Below are 13,278 nucleotides of genomic sequence, written 5' to 3' on the forward strand. Positions count from 1 at the left end.
GTCAGTCCTCGGTTTTTGGCGTGGTAGGGTCGGTGTCATGCAGGTGGCGCGACAGGTAGATACCCTGGCCGATCAGGAACAATACGGTCATGCCCAGGCTGCCGAACACCTTGAAGTCGACCCAGTAGCTCTGGAAGGTGAACGCCACGAACAGGTTGGCAGCGCCGCAGAACAGGAAAAACACGATCCAGGCCACGTTCAGGCGTGTCCAGACCGGCTCCGGCAGGGTCAGTGCGTGGCCCATGATCCGCTTGATCAGCAGGCGGTCACCGATGAAGTGGCTGCCGATGAAGGCCAGGGCGAACAGCCAGTTCACCACCGGGGCTTTCCACTTGAGGAAGGTTTCGCTGTGGAAGGCCAAGGTCAGGCTGCCGAAGACCAGGCAGGCGACCAGGGTCAGCCATTGGCTTTTTTCCAGCTTGCGCTGGGAGATGAAGATGGCGCCGTAGACCACGACAGAGCTGATGATCAGCACGGCGGTGGCGCTGTAGATGCCTCCGACGGTCAGCTCATGGCCGGCGAGATCGATGACCCGGGGGTCGAGTTTATAAACGATGAAAAACAACAACAGCGGGATGAAGTCGATGAATTGTTTCACAGTAAGAGCCAGAAGCTGGATGTGGCGGCATAATAACAAACATCCTTGGTAGCGAAAGCGCCAGCTGACTTGAGGTTACACATCCCCGTGAATGTTGATTTGCACTGCCACAGCACGGCCTCCGACGGCGCCCTGGCGCCCGCGGTACTGGTTGCGCGTGCGTTTGAAAAAGGCGTGCGAGTCCTGGCGTTGACCGACCACGACACCCTCGAAGGCTTGGACGAAGCCCGTGAAGCCGCCCATTCATTGGGCATGCAACTGGTCAACGGCGTGGAGTTGTCCTGCACCTGGGGCGGCGCCACCATTCATGTGCTGGGCTACGGCTTCGACCAAAAGGCCCCGCCGTTGGTGCAGGCCATCGCCAATTTGCACGATGGCCGCTGGCTGCGGTCCGAAGAAATAAGCCGAAAACTCAGCCTCAAAGGCATGCCCAATGCCCTCGACGGCGCTCGCGCCATCCAGCAGGAGCTGGGGGACAGCGGCAACGCACCGGCCCGGCCGCACTTTGCCGACTGGATGGTGCGTGAAGGTTTTGTTAAAGACCGTGCCGAAGCCTTCCGCAAATGGCTGGGCGCCGGCAAGTTGGGGGATGTGAAGCAACACTGGCCGACCCTGGAAGACACCGTCGAGACCCTGCGGGCCTCCGGGGCCTGGGTCAGCCTGGCACATCCCTGGCATTACGATTTCACCCGCAGCAAGCGCCGCAAGCTGATTGCCGACTATATTGGAGCGGGCGGCCACGCGATCGAGGTGGTCAACGGGCACCAGCCCGCCGAACAGGTGGGCAGCCTGGCGATTCTTGCCCGCGAATTTGGTCTGCTGGTCAGCGCCGGCAGTGATTTTCATGGCCCAGGCGGCTGGTCCGAGATCGGCGAATACCGCCCCGTCCCGGAAGACCTGCCGCTCTTGTGGGGGCGATTCAAGCATGACCCCATTATTGCCACCGTCTGAACAGGTAGAACACGTGAGTCAATTCTTCCAGATTCATCCGGAAAACCCTCAGGCGCGCCTGATCAAGCAAGCCGTGGAGATCATTCGTGCCGGTGGCGTGGTGATCTACCCAACGGACTCGTCCTACGCCATTGGTTGCCAGATCGGCGACAAGGGCGCGGTCGAGCGTGTCAGACGCCTGCGTCAGCTGGACGACAAGCACAACTTCGCGCTGATCTGCAGCGACCTGTCCCAGCTCGGCCTGTTCGCCAAGGTCGACACCGGCACCTTCCGCCTGCTCAAGGCCCACACGCCGGGGCCCTACACCTTTATTCTCAACGCCACCCGTGAAGTGCCGCGCCTGTTGCTGCACCCCAAGAAGCGCACCATCGGCCTGCGCGTGCCCGAGCACCCGATTGCCCTGGCGCTGCTGGCGGAGCTGGGTGAGCCGCTGATGAGTGTGTCGCTGATCATGCCCGGCGAGACCGAGCCGCTTTACGACCCGTACGAAATGCGTTCACTGCTGGAAAAACAGGTGGACCTGATCATCGATGGCGGCTACGGCGGCAACAAGGCGTCCACCGTGATCAACCTGGCCGACGGCGAACCCGAAGTGATCCGCGTGGGTTGCGGCGACCCGGCTCCGTTCATGGTCGAGGCCTGAATGTCGGTGGTGGAAACGGTTGACCCCCAGGCCGGCGCCCAGCAGGAACTGCCATTTGCCATGGTCTATGGCCAGGCGGTCATGGAAATGCCGCTGGACCTGTACATCCCGCCGGATGCCCTGGAAGTCTTCCTTGAAGCCTTCGAAGGCCCGCTGGACTTGCTGCTGTACCTGATCCGCAAACAGAACATCAACATCCTCGACATCCCGGTGGCGGAAATCACCCGCCAGTACATGGGCTATGTCGAGTTGATGCAGTCGGTGCGCCTGGAACTGGCCGCCGAGTACCTGGTGATGGCCGCCATGCTTGCCGAGATCAAGTCGCGCATGTTGCTGCCGCGTTCGGAGACGGTGGAAGCCGAAGAAGACGACCCGCGTGCCGAACTGATCCGCCGCCTGCAGGAGTACGAACGCTTCAAGGCCGCCGCCGAAGGCATCGACGGCTTGAGCCGCGTGGGCCGTGACGTGGTGGTGCCCAAGCTCGATGCACCCGAGGCCCGCGCGCGCAAGTTGCTGCCGGACGTGAGCCTGGAAGAATTGCTGATGTCCATGGCCGAGGTGCTGCGCCGTGGCGACATGTTTGAAAGCCACCAGGTGAGCCGCGAGGCACTGTCGACCCGTGAGCGCATGAGCGACGTGCTGGAACGCCTCAAGGGCGGCGGGTTTGTGCCGTTTGTCGAGCTGTTTACTGCGGAAGAGGGGCGCCTGGGGGTGGTGGTGACCTTTATGGCGATCCTCGAACTGGTCAAGGAATCCTTGGTCGAGCTGGTCCAGAATGAGCCTTTTGCGGCTATCCACGTGCGGGCGCGAGCCGAATAAAGAGCTGAATCGATGAATCTGACTGAACCTCGCGAACTGGCCCCGTTGCTGGAGGCCTTTCTACTGGCCTCGGGCAAACCGCAATCGTTGGAGCGCCTGTTCGAACTCTTTGAAGAAGCCGAGCGCCCTGAGCCGCCGGTGTTCAAGAAGGCGCTGGAGATCCTGCGCAAGTCCTGCGACGGCCGTGCCTTTGAGCTGCGCGAAGTGGCGTCGGGTTATCGCCTGCAGATCCGTGAGAAGTTTTCCCCGTGGGTCGGCCGCTTGTGGGAAGAACGCCCGCAGCGTTATTCGCGGGCGATGCTGGAGACCATGGCGTTGATCGCCTATCGCCAGCCGATTACTCGGGGCGAGATCGAGGACGTGCGGGGCGTGGCGGTCAACAGCCATATCGTCAAGACGCTGCTGGAGCGCGAGTGGATCCGCATCGTCGGCTACCGCGACGTGCCCGGCAAACCGGCGATGTTCGCCACCACCAAGGTGTTTCTCGACCACTTCAACCTGAAGAACCTCGACGATTTGCCGCCGCTCGCCGAACTGCGCGAGATGGAAGCCGAGCCGGTGCTCGACTTCGACGACGCGCCGGTGCCTCAAGGCCTGCAGGAACTGGCCGACGCCAGCGCCGAGCCGGAAGAGCCGAAGGATGAAACCAGTTTCCACACCTTGCTGCTGGAACTGGACGACATGGAGCAGGGTATCAAGACCGACTTCGACGATTTGCTGCGTGACGGCGCTGCGGAGCCGCAAACCGAGCAGAGCGTCGACGTTGGGCCTGAAATCGAACCTGAGCCCGAGCCCGCAGAAGACATCCTCGGCGTCGCCGAAGCCCGCGAAAAACTCCTGGCCGCCGTCGCCGCCCTGGAACAGCCGCCCCTGAGCGACGAAGAAGACGAAGCCCGCGCCCTGGCCGAAGCCATCGAAGCCGAGCGTCGGCAGTTCGAAGACTGACACCCTCTGCCAAACACCACCGTCCCCTGTAGGAGCCGGCTTGCCGGCGATAGCGCCCGAATAGACACTGCCTGCCTCAAGGCAGCCATCGCCGGCAAGCCGGCTCCTACAGGGCCATCTGTCGGCGCACAGCAGGTGACTTAACCTTTATCGACTAGTCTCTGATGCGCAACGCGCGCCATACGCGTATGATTCGCGACCCTTTGCCGACACCGTCGGCCAAAGCCCCGCTTTCAACACTCTTCAGGCCACGCCTGAATCGACCCACCGGGAGGTGCTTAAGATGAACGACAAAGACCAGAACGACAGCCAGGAAATCGGCCCAGCAGGCGAAAAACTGCAAAAGGTGCTGGCGCGTATCGGCGTGGGCTCGCGCCGCGACGTCGAAGCCTGGATCACCCAGAAGCGCATCAAGGTCAACGGCGTCGAGGCTACCCTCGGCCAGCGCGTCGACCTGCACGATGCAATCACCATTGATGGCAAGGTCATCAAGCGTGAAGAGGCCGCCGAATCGGTGCGCCGCGTGATCATGTACAACAAGCCGGACGGCGAGATCTGCACCCGTGACGACCCGGAAGGCCGTCCGACCGTGTTCGACAAGATGCCCAAGCCCAAAGAAGGCCGCTGGATCAACATCGGTCGCCTGGACATCAACACCACCGGCTTGCTGATGTTCACCACCGACGGTGAGTTGGCCAACCGCCTGATGCACCCGTCGTACGAGATGGACCGCGAATACGCCGTGCGCGTACGTGGCGAAGTTGACGACGAGATGATCGAGCGCTTGAAAGCGGGTGTTGTCCTCGAAGACGGCCCGGCCAAGTTCACCGACATCAAGCAGGCGCCAGGTGGTGAAGGCTTCAACCACTGGTACCACTGCGTGGTGATGGAAGGCCGTAACCGCGAAGTACGTCGCCTGTGGGAATCCCAGGGCTTGGTGGTCAGCCGCCTGAAGCGCGTGCGTTTCGGCCCGGTGTTCCTGAACTCCGACCTGCCGATGGGCCGCTGGCGCGAAATGAGCCAGTACGAAGTTGACATCCTCAGCGCCGAAGTGGGCCTGACACCGGTGGCGATGCCGCAGATGAACGCCAAGAGCAAAGACAAGCTTGAGCGTATGCAGCGTAAATCGTCGCGCCCTGTGGCCCGTACCGAGCGCGTGGCCCGTACCCTGCGCCCAGCGTTGAATGCACCGGCCACTGGCGGTCGCATTTCCCGTGAGCCGCAGATCGAAGGCGAGCGTCGCCCAACTGCGCCGTCCCGCCAGGAAGGTGAGCGTGCGCCACGTGCACCGCGCCCAGCGCCGGCCGGTGGTCGCAGCAACCGCGGTGAAAGCGATCGTCCGGCTGATAACGCCAGCACCAAGCGTCCAGCCAAGCCGGCAGCGAACAAGCGCCCTGGCCCGAAACTGGTAGCGGACGAGCCGTCAGGCAAACGCCGCGGCGCCCCGGCCGGTTCGGGTCAGCGTCCTGGTTTTGGTCGCAAGAAACCGCAGTGATGTGTTAAACGCTGCACAAAAACGCCAACCCTAGGGTTGGCGTTTTTTTTGGATCGAATTCATGACCAACGCCAATCCTTGCAGGAGCCCGGCTTGCCGGCGATGGCGTCCTGAAGCCGGGTGCAAGACTTGCTGGCGCCATCGCCGGCAAGCCGGCTCCTACAGGGGGTAGCGGTGTGTCTAGAAGGCGAAGGTGCCGTCGAAGACCGGCTTGTCATCCAACGCCAGCACCCCACTGGCAAAGATCAAGTCCAGGTGATGGCTGCCTTTCTGCCCGCCGCCCAGGCCCAGGTGCAACCCGCAATGGCGCTCCTCGAACCCGGCGTTGCGTGCGTACAAATCCTTCACGCCTTCATTGGTGCCAATCCCCAATTCCTCCACACGCCGGTTCGACGGGTTGGCGTTCAGGTATTTGTTGAAGTCATCCGCCAGCCCCGGCACGTCGCTGGCCACGCTGCAGATGGTCGAGTTCTCGATCCACAGTTCCAACGGTGACTGCAACACGCCGTATTTGCGCGCAAAGGGGATGGTGCTCAGAAACGTGCCGACAAACCGCACCTGGCCGTTGATGGCCTCGCTGTGGGTGGCGATCTCACCGGGGGCCAGGTCGTGGTTGCCGACGCCGTTGATATTGGTCCACTTCTTGATGCTGCTCATCGGCGCTTCCAGGCGCGAGCCGTGCTTGTCGGTAAAGCTCAGCACGTTGGCCTGGGACATGCGCCGGATCAGCGTGGCGTTGAGGTCGGCGATGCGCTGCGGTTCGACGCTGAAGGTGTCGTAGAAATAGTCGCCATAGTCCTTGAACAGCAGGGATTTCTTCCAGTGCTCGGCCATCACGCCTTGCAGGGCGTGGATAAAGTCCGGGCCTTCGGCGCGTGGGTTGGGCAGGGTGGAAGAGTCGTAGAGAAACAGGTACAGGTCACAGGCTTCGATGGCCTGGGCCAGGCTGTCGCTGGCGACCAGGTCCAGGCGCTGCACCTGGAAGTTGAAACGGGCGGCGCTGCCGTGGGTGATCGCCTGGGCGATGGCGTCATAGCGCTCGGTATGGCCCAGCAGCACGGTCGGCCGGTTCAGGCCGCTGAGGGCCGGGTGGTGGGCCAGGTAGTAGAGGAAGTGTTCGACGGCGCGGGCCTTGTCCATGACGGGTGTCCTTCTGTGCCTTGGGTAAGGAGGCAGATGCCGTGCACAGCACCTGCCAGTGCCTGCCGGGTATTAGAACGGCCACATCGCGGTGCCGAACGGCACGACGGCGTCGGCTTGCATCATTTCAACGGCGGCCTCATGGGTCGGCGCTTCAAACCAATCGTCGAGTTGCAGTTCGGTTTCCAGGTCGTTTTCCAGTGCTTGCATGGTGTTTCTCCTAGAGGACGTTGTTTGAGAACGGCTTGCCAGCGGGCTTCACTGGGCAAGTGGGAAGAACCTAGGAGAGAGTGTTTCGGAATGCAAAATATTTATTGACACGGTCTCATTTGGATTTTTTGTTCTGTTTTTGCGCCAGAAATATTTATTTAGAAAAAACAACGGACTGGCGAAGGTAATTTGGCGGAAATTTCCTACCGACATTTTTCTGGTTGTTGCCGGCTGTAACGCTTATTTTCCGTGCTGTAACGATTAATTTACGAAAAAATTGCCACATTCTTGAGGTCGGCGCCGCTGTAAGGAATGCCTGACAGATTGTCGCGTGCCCCTCCCGAGGGCCGCCCGAAGCTGTCGAGCGGTGTACAATGCGCCGCGTTTTACTGTGACCCCCCCTTGCGTACCCACGCAAAAGGCTAAGACCCAGGGTTTACCTACCCTGATCACTCCGCCTGGCCACGAGCCAGACGGGTTCGATTTCGTCACAGATAAAAACAAACAGGTGACGCATGACCCTTAGAAAGACGCTGTATTCCTGGTGCCTGCGCTGGGGTTTGAGCGGCGCTGCTTGAGTCGAGATTCAAGACAGCAACGTGCATTCAACATCATCAAACCTTGCGTGAGACCCTTTTCATGAGTGGACCCCATTCCTCTTCAGGCGAGCTGAAACGCGGCCTGAAAAATCGGCATATCCAGTTGATCGCCCTCGGGGGCGCCATCGGCACCGGCCTGTTCCTGGGCTCGGCCGGGGTGCTCAAATCCGCCGGCCCGTCAATGATCCTGGGCTATGCCATCTGCGGCTTCATCGCCTTCATGATCATGCGCCAGCTCGGCGAAATGATCGTCGAAGAGCCGGTCGCCGGTTCCTTCAGCCACTTTGCCCACAAGTACTGGGGCGGTTTCGCCGGCTTCTTGTCGGGCTGGAACTGCTGGATTCTGTACATCCTGGTGGGCATGTCGGAGCTGACCGCCGTCGGCAAGTACGTGCACTACTGGTGGCCCGAGATCCCGACCTGGGTCTCGGCTGCGGCGTTCTTCGTGCTGATCAACCTGATCAACCTGGCCAACGTCAAAGTCTTCGGTGAAGCCGAATTCTGGTTTGCGATCATCAAGGTGGTCGCCATCGTCGGCATGATCGCCCTGGGCAGCTACCTGCTGGTCAACGGCAGCGGCGGCCCGCAAGCCTCGGTGAGCAACCTGTGGGACCACGGCGGCTTCTTCCCCCACGGCGTCGGTGGGTTGGTGATGGCCATGGCCATCATCATGTTCTCCTTCGGTGGCCTGGAAATGCTCGGCTTCACCGCTGCCGAAGCGGACAAACCGCGCACCGTGATCCCAAAGGCGATCAACCAGGTGATCTACCGCATCCTGATCTTCTACATCGGCGCACTGGTGGTGCTGCTGTCGCTGACCCCTTGGGACAGCCTGCTGCAAACCCTCAACGCCTCCGGCGATGCCTACAGCGGCAGCCCGTTCGTGCAGGTGTTCTCGATGCTGGGCAGCAACACTGCCGCGCACATCCTCAACTTCGTGGTACTGACTGCGGCGTTGTCGGTGTACAACAGCGGCACCTACTGCAACAGCCGCATGCTGCTGGGCATGGCCGAGCAGGGCGATGCGCCACGGGCGTTGGCCAAGATCGACAAGCGCGGCGTGCCGGTACGTTCGATCCTTGCCTCGGCGGCCGTTACCCTGGTGGCGGTGCTGATGAACTACCTGATCCCGCAACATGCCCTGGAACTGCTGATGTCCCTGGTGGTGGCCACGTTGGTGATCAACTGGGCGATGATCAGCTTCTCCCACTTCAAGTTCCGCCAGCACATGAACCGCACCGGCCAGGTGCCGTTGTTCAAGGCGCTGTGGTACCCGTACGGCAACATCATTTGCCTGGCGTTCGTGGCGTTTATCCTGGTAATCATGCTGATGATCCCGGGGATCCAGGTGTCGGTGTACGCGATCCCGGTGTGGGTGGCGTTCATGGCGGTATGCTACTGGGTCAAGAACAAGCGTAAGGCGCAGGAGTTGTCGGGCGTTGCTGCTTCGGTAACCGAGTGATTCAGCTTGCCTTGAACGACAAACCCGACCTTGCGTCGGGTTTGTTTTTTGTAAGGGAGTTACAGTTTTTTAGGTTTCGAAATCGCTTCAAACTCATCGATCAGTAGATGAATTTCGGTGCTTGGGTTTCTATCGTTGCTCTCTATCGCATCTTGCAGGCTTCGTGGCGCATACTTGCGCGCGTTGTTGAGCGGCTCGCCTACCAGCATCTTAAAGTAGCCCTTCAGGCCTGACTTGGCGTAGTTCTCCATTCCTCGCTTGGCTCGTAGATCTGCCCCGACTAGATCGCCTGCTGAATGTTTACCTGAACGGGAATACGGTTTTCGGGTGTAGCCGAAGTGCAACAGTAACCAGTATTCGAAGCAGGGATATGACGCGATGACTGTTATTTTATCGTGTTTTTCTGCAAGCCGAAGTGCGTCATCGAAGGATTCATGTGTATCCCTATCGATAGCGCAAAACACCTTGTCAAACTTTTTCTGCCGCTGCACGGCATGCTCGACGATCCCCATTGGATGAGTAACACCACAGTGAATGATTTCAAATTTCGCGTTGGAGCGAAAATGACTAGCGGCATCTTGTAGGTAGACCTTGCTCGACTGCAGGTCTTCACAGATGATTAGAATCGTTGCTTGTTGATGAAATCGGGAATCCGGTCTATTGAATGAGTCCGCTGTGCGCGCCATATTCAGCTCCTGCTTAGAATCGGCAATCCGCGGTAGCGGCCTTCATAATAACGTTTCTCGATATCTTCACTGTCCCTTCCTTGAAAGTCGTGTACGGAAAACATTTGGGTTGCACCATTAGCATCACGTTCGGTAAGCCAGAACTGGTCTCGTCTCAGAAGTTTGGTATTCATGAGATGGGTGTCATGTGTTGTGAATATTAGTTGGGATTTTCCAACGCTATTCAAATGGTCCTGAACAAGGCTTTCGACGATTTTAGGATGCAAGCTACTATCGAATTCGTCGATAACTACAAGCATGTCTCTAGTTGCGTGGCTTAAGTTAAGTAGTGGTAGCCAGAATGCTACAAGGTTTTGAGTTCCGCCAGACTCCTCACTGAAGTCAAACTCAGCCTCTCCTAACGCGGTTGTATGTGTTAGCTTGGTTTTTGATTCTTTCTCAATTAATTTTGTGTACTCCCTGAAGCCAGAGGAATCTATGTCTATTTCTTTTAACTTTGGGCTCTCCTCAAAGCGTATGTTGGTGATGGGTACGTCTAGTCGTTGAAGGAGGTCTTGGAGTAATTCTTTCGCTTTTGAATCCCGCATAATGATAGTTCGAGAGGAAAGCGAAATTGAATTTATATCGTCCTGCTCCACGCAGATTGACGAAGACTTAAGCCAGTTATAAGGAGTCCTCAATTGCTGGAGTTTTTCGCTGCTATTAAGTACGGCTTGAGCCAAAAAAAGGCTTTTGGGGGAAGTAAGGTTCTTCCACGCCTCGTGAACAATAGTGTCGCCTTCCAGTGAATCTCCTAGAATATATTTCTCCCCCGTTTCCGGATGGAATGTTCTTGAGTAAAGCAGTGTTTCCCGTCCTCTCGGGTACGAGATCAAAGACTCTTCAAAGACGCGTGTTGAGGTTGTGGATAGAAAATATTGGAAACGAAGACCGTTCTCAATGAAGTTGAACTCAAAGCAGCTCGGTTTATCTGCGAGCGCAGCATCGAATCGAAACGGGGCCACGGGTATCAAGTATTGGTTACTTGGCGATTGGTGTAATAGAGAAGAGATGACTTGAAGTGCTTTGATAAGGCTCGACTTGCCTGAAGCGTTAGGTCCGTAAATGGCGGCAACCTTTAACAACTTTGGCAGGTTTTCACCGATCACTTCTGGATCAAAAACGTTTTGCTTCTTTCCTAGACGAGGCGATGCCACCATCGACAAGGTCTGTTTCTCCCGAAAGGAGCGAAAATTACTGACAGAAAATTCGATTAACATGCAGAAAACCCGCAATTGATGATGCTCAGAGGATCCCAATATAGCCAAATACGAAGCTAGCTGCATTTTTTCTGCACTTCATGATGTTGCGAGTTAGACTCTCACCTCGTTCCTGCTCTTCATGAGACCTCCATGCACCACACCGACATCGACGGCGGCACCCTGCAGCGCGACGAGCTGGAAGACCTGATCGACAAACACGGCGGGCCTTTGCGCCTGGTGGGGGTCGACCTGAGCGGGGCCGACCTGTCACGCATGGCACTGGACCACTGGGTATTCGAGCGCTGTATCCTGGTCCAGACTTCGTTCCTCGGCTCACGGCTGGAAGGCACGCAGTGGAAAAGCTGTCGCGCCGGCCAGGCGATCTTCGAAGCGGCGAATCTGTTGGAAGCGCAGTTCCACAGTTGCGACCTGAACAACACTCGCTGGCAACGCAGCAAACTGTCCCAGGCCCATTTTGAGCAGTGCAAGTTGACCGGCGCCAACTTTACCCATTGCGCTTCATTGGGCCTGAGCTTCAGTGAGAGCTTGCTCAACAGCGCGTTTTTATCCGGCTTGTCGTTTGCGCGCACGGTGCTCAATAACCTGGATTTCTCCGACAGCGACTTGTCGGACGCGGACTTTCGCAAGGCTGAACTGATCGACTGCAGCCTGGCCCATGCGCGCATCAACGGTGCCAACTTCGCTGGCGCGGATTTGCGTGGCGCGGATTTGAGCGGGTTTCGCCTCAATGATGCCAAACTGTTCAAAGGCGCCGTGATTTCCAAAGCCCAGGCGTCGATGTTGTTGTCCGAGTTGGGCTTGTCCGTTGCCTAAGGTTTTTCAGTGATGCTGGTCATTTCCAATAATGTGCACTTGCCCGATTCCGAGATCGAGCTGACCGCCATCCGCGCCCAGGGCGCCGGTGGGCAGAACGTCAACAAGGTGTCGAGCGCGGTGCATCTGCGCTTTGATATTCCAGCCTCGTCGCTGCCGGCGTTCTACAAGGAGCGCTTGCTCGCGCTGCGGGACAGCCGCATTACCAGTGAAGGCGTGCTGGTGCTCAAGGCCCAGCAATACCGGACCCAGGAGCAGAATCGCGCGGATGCATTGGAGCGTTTGGTGGAACTGATCCTCAGCGCCACCAAGGTGGAAAAGAAGCGCCGCCCGACCAAACCGACCCTGGGCTCGAAAAAGCGCCGCCTGGAATCCAAGACCAAGCGCGGCACGATCAAGGCCGGGCGCGGCAAGGTCGACTTCTAGGCGTCGCGCGCTTCGCGGGCTTTGGGGGCCTGGCGGTACAGGTAGACGCTGAGCAGCAACCCACCGCAGGCGGCCAGGGCGGCGAACAGGAAGATCGACGCAAAGCCAAAGCCTGCCGCCACGGCGCCCGCCAGAGGGCCAGTGATGCCCAGGGACAAGTCGATAAACAACGAATAAGCCCCCACGGCCGAACCCCGGCTGGACGCTGGCACCAGGTTGACCGCCTCCACACCCAGGGACGGAAACACCAGGGAAAAGCCGAACCCGCTCAACGCCGCACCGGCCAGAGCCAGGTTGGCGTCCGGCGCCAGCCACAGCAACAGCAGGCCAAGGACCTCCACCGACAGGCAGGCGATGGCCACGCGAAAGCCGCCAATCCGGTTGATCAAATTGCCAAACAGCAGGCGTGCGCCGATAAAACTGGCGCCGAACAGGCTCAAGGCCCACACCGCGTTATCCCAATGCTGGGTGGTGTAGTACAGCGTGATGAAGGTGGCGATGGTGCCAAAGCCGATCGAACCCAAGGCCAGGGCGCAGCCGTGGGGCAATACCCGGCCCAGCACGTTCATGAACGGCAGGCGCACGCCGGCAACGATAGGCGCGGCGACTTTATTCCAGGCCAGCATCAGGCCGACGACCGCCAGCAGAATAATGCTGACGCCCATGCTCCACAGCCCGAAGTTCCTGACCAGCAACACGCCCAGCGGTGCGCCGACGGCCAGCGCCCCGTAGCTGGCGATGCCGTTCCAGGAGATGACCTTGGCGGTATTCGCCGCACCGACGCGGCCAATGCCCCAGCCGATGGCGCCGGAACCTACCAGGCTTTCGGCGCTGCCCAGCACCAGGCGGCCGATCAGCAGGCTGCCCAGGCTCAAGGCCGGCAAGCTGGAAAAGAATGCCGCGAATAACATGAACACGCCGCTCAGGCCGCAACCGGCCAAACCGATCAGCACCGCGCGCTTGCTGCCCAGGTTGTCGATGATTTTGCCCGCATACGGGCGGCTCAGCAGGGTGGCCAGGTATTGCACGCTGATCACCAGGCCGGCGATCACCGCGCCATAGCCCAGTTCACTGTGCACATAGCCCGGTAACACGGCGAGGGGAATGCCGATGTTCAGGTAGCCGATAAAGGTAAACAACACGATGGAAACGACTTGCAGCGTGACCGCCATGGGGCGCTGGTTATCTGGCATGGGAAAGGTCCACTGTCGCAGCAGGTAAAGATAGGC

At 59.1% G+C, this 13,278-nt stretch carries 14 protein-coding genes; 8 read left to right on the plus strand and 6 right to left on the minus strand.

Going from position 1 to position 13,278, the window contains the following annotated elements; translation table 11 throughout:
- Position 1: 1 nt before the first annotated feature.
- Positions 2 to 598, minus strand: a complete 597-nt coding sequence (locus AC07SU_RS12275; RefSeq protein ID WP_178925316.1) for a septation protein A — start codon at positions 596 to 598, stop codon at positions 2 to 4.
- An 87-nt stretch (positions 599 to 685) separates the two neighbouring features.
- On the opposite strand from AC07SU_RS12275, the gene AC07SU_RS12280 reads away from it, so the two are divergent.
- The 5 genes from AC07SU_RS12280 to rluB all read left to right on the plus strand — a co-directional run bounded on the left by AC07SU_RS12280 (position 686) and on the right by rluB (position 5,451).
- A complete protein-coding gene (locus tag AC07SU_RS12280) occupies positions 686 to 1,549 on the plus strand; it encodes a PHP domain-containing protein (RefSeq protein ID WP_176994274.1) in 864 nt (287 codons plus the stop codon).
- Positions 1,550 to 1,562: 13 nt separating this feature from the next.
- Positions 1,563 to 2,192, plus strand: a complete 630-nt coding sequence (locus AC07SU_RS12285; RefSeq protein WP_176994410.1) for an L-threonylcarbamoyladenylate synthase — start codon at positions 1,563 to 1,565, stop codon at positions 2,190 to 2,192.
- A complete protein-coding gene (locus AC07SU_RS12290) occupies positions 2,193 to 3,011 on the plus strand; it encodes a segregation and condensation protein A (RefSeq protein ID WP_065887637.1) in 819 nt (272 codons plus the stop codon).
- A 12-nt stretch (positions 3,012 to 3,023) separates the two neighbouring features.
- Positions 3,024 to 3,956 (plus strand): SMC-Scp complex subunit ScpB, encoded by a 933-nt coding sequence (scpB, locus tag AC07SU_RS12295; protein ID WP_494997161.1) that lies wholly within the window; start codon positions 3,024 to 3,026, stop codon positions 3,954 to 3,956.
- A gap of 283 nt (positions 3,957 to 4,239) precedes the next feature.
- Positions 4,240 to 5,451 (plus strand): 23S rRNA pseudouridine(2605) synthase RluB, encoded by a 1,212-nt coding sequence (gene rluB, locus AC07SU_RS12300; protein ID WP_494997162.1) that lies wholly within the window; start codon positions 4,240 to 4,242, stop codon positions 5,449 to 5,451.
- Positions 5,452 to 5,631: 180 nt separating this feature from the next.
- On the opposite strand, the gene AC07SU_RS12305 is transcribed toward rluB, so the two are convergent.
- Positions 5,632 to 6,591: a CgnE/CgnB domain-containing protein gene (locus tag AC07SU_RS12305; protein ID WP_494997163.1), complete on the minus strand. Its 960-nt coding sequence runs from the start codon at positions 6,589 to 6,591 to the stop codon at positions 5,632 to 5,634.
- Between the two features lie 72 nt (positions 6,592 to 6,663).
- On the minus strand, positions 6,664 to 6,801 hold the full coding sequence (locus AC07SU_RS12310; RefSeq protein WP_003175756.1) for a hypothetical protein: 138 nt from the start codon (positions 6,799 to 6,801) through the stop codon (positions 6,664 to 6,666).
- Between the two features lie 639 nt (positions 6,802 to 7,440).
- Here AC07SU_RS12310 and AC07SU_RS12315 point away from each other — a divergent pair.
- The gene (locus tag AC07SU_RS12315) at positions 7,441 to 8,862 is read left to right on the plus strand and encodes an amino acid permease (RefSeq protein WP_494997164.1); all 1,422 of its coding nucleotides are present in this window, start codon (positions 7,441 to 7,443) and stop codon (positions 8,860 to 8,862) included.
- Between the two features lie 59 nt (positions 8,863 to 8,921).
- Here AC07SU_RS12315 and AC07SU_RS12320 read toward each other — a convergent pair whose 3' ends face one another.
- Positions 8,922 to 9,548 (minus strand): RloB family protein, encoded by a 627-nt coding sequence (locus tag AC07SU_RS12320; protein ID WP_494997165.1) that lies wholly within the window; start codon positions 9,546 to 9,548, stop codon positions 8,922 to 8,924.
- 2 nt (positions 9,549 to 9,550) lie between these two features.
- Positions 9,551 to 10,807: an AAA family ATPase gene (locus AC07SU_RS12325; protein WP_494997166.1), complete on the minus strand. Its 1,257-nt coding sequence runs from the start codon at positions 10,805 to 10,807 to the stop codon at positions 9,551 to 9,553.
- 132 nt (positions 10,808 to 10,939) lie between these two features.
- On the opposite strand from AC07SU_RS12325, the gene AC07SU_RS12330 reads away from it, so the two are divergent.
- Entirely contained in the window at positions 10,940 to 11,623 is a 684-nt protein-coding gene (locus tag AC07SU_RS12330) for a pentapeptide repeat-containing protein (protein ID WP_494997167.1), read from the plus strand.
- Positions 11,624 to 11,635: 12 nt separating this feature from the next.
- The gene (gene arfB / locus AC07SU_RS12335; protein WP_494997168.1) at positions 11,636 to 12,049 is read left to right on the plus strand and encodes an alternative ribosome rescue aminoacyl-tRNA hydrolase ArfB; all 414 of its coding nucleotides are present in this window, start codon (positions 11,636 to 11,638) and stop codon (positions 12,047 to 12,049) included.
- Here arfB and AC07SU_RS12340 read toward each other — a convergent pair.
- On the minus strand, positions 12,046 to 13,242 hold the full coding sequence (locus tag AC07SU_RS12340; RefSeq protein ID WP_494997169.1) for an MFS transporter: 1,197 nt from the start codon (positions 13,240 to 13,242) through the stop codon (positions 12,046 to 12,048). The genes arfB and AC07SU_RS12340 overlap by 4 nt on opposite strands.
- Between the last annotated feature and the right edge of the window lie 36 nt (positions 13,243 to 13,278).

The organism is Pseudomonas sp. GW821-FHT05H12 (assembly GCF_059419385.1).

Coding starts and splice junctions, on each gene's coding strand:
- AC07SU_RS12320 (WP_494997165.1), bottom strand. CDS start 9,548: ATGGCGCGCACAGCGGACTCATTCAATAGACCGGATTCCCGATTTCAT.
- scpB (WP_494997161.1), top strand. CDS start 3,024: ATGAATCTGACTGAACCTCGCGAACTGGCCCCGTTGCTGGAGGCCTTT.
- AC07SU_RS12310 (WP_003175756.1), bottom strand. CDS start 6,801: ATGCAAGCACTGGAAAACGACCTGGAAACCGAACTGCAACTCGACGAT.
- arfB (WP_494997168.1), top strand. CDS start 11,636: ATGCTGGTCATTTCCAATAATGTGCACTTGCCCGATTCCGAGATCGAG.
- AC07SU_RS12330 (WP_494997167.1), top strand. CDS start 10,940: ATGCACCACACCGACATCGACGGCGGCACCCTGCAGCGCGACGAGCTG.
- rluB (WP_494997162.1), top strand. CDS start 4,240: ATGAACGACAAAGACCAGAACGACAGCCAGGAAATCGGCCCAGCAGGC.
- AC07SU_RS12340 (WP_494997169.1), bottom strand. CDS start 13,242: ATGCCAGATAACCAGCGCCCCATGGCGGTCACGCTGCAAGTCGTTTCC.
- AC07SU_RS12290 (WP_065887637.1), top strand. CDS start 2,193: ATGTCGGTGGTGGAAACGGTTGACCCCCAGGCCGGCGCCCAGCAGGAA.
- AC07SU_RS12315 (WP_494997164.1), top strand. CDS start 7,441: ATGAGTGGACCCCATTCCTCTTCAGGCGAGCTGAAACGCGGCCTGAAA.
- AC07SU_RS12325 (WP_494997166.1), bottom strand. CDS start 10,807: ATGTTAATCGAATTTTCTGTCAGTAATTTTCGCTCCTTTCGGGAGAAA.
- AC07SU_RS12305 (WP_494997163.1), bottom strand. CDS start 6,591: ATGGACAAGGCCCGCGCCGTCGAACACTTCCTCTACTACCTGGCCCAC.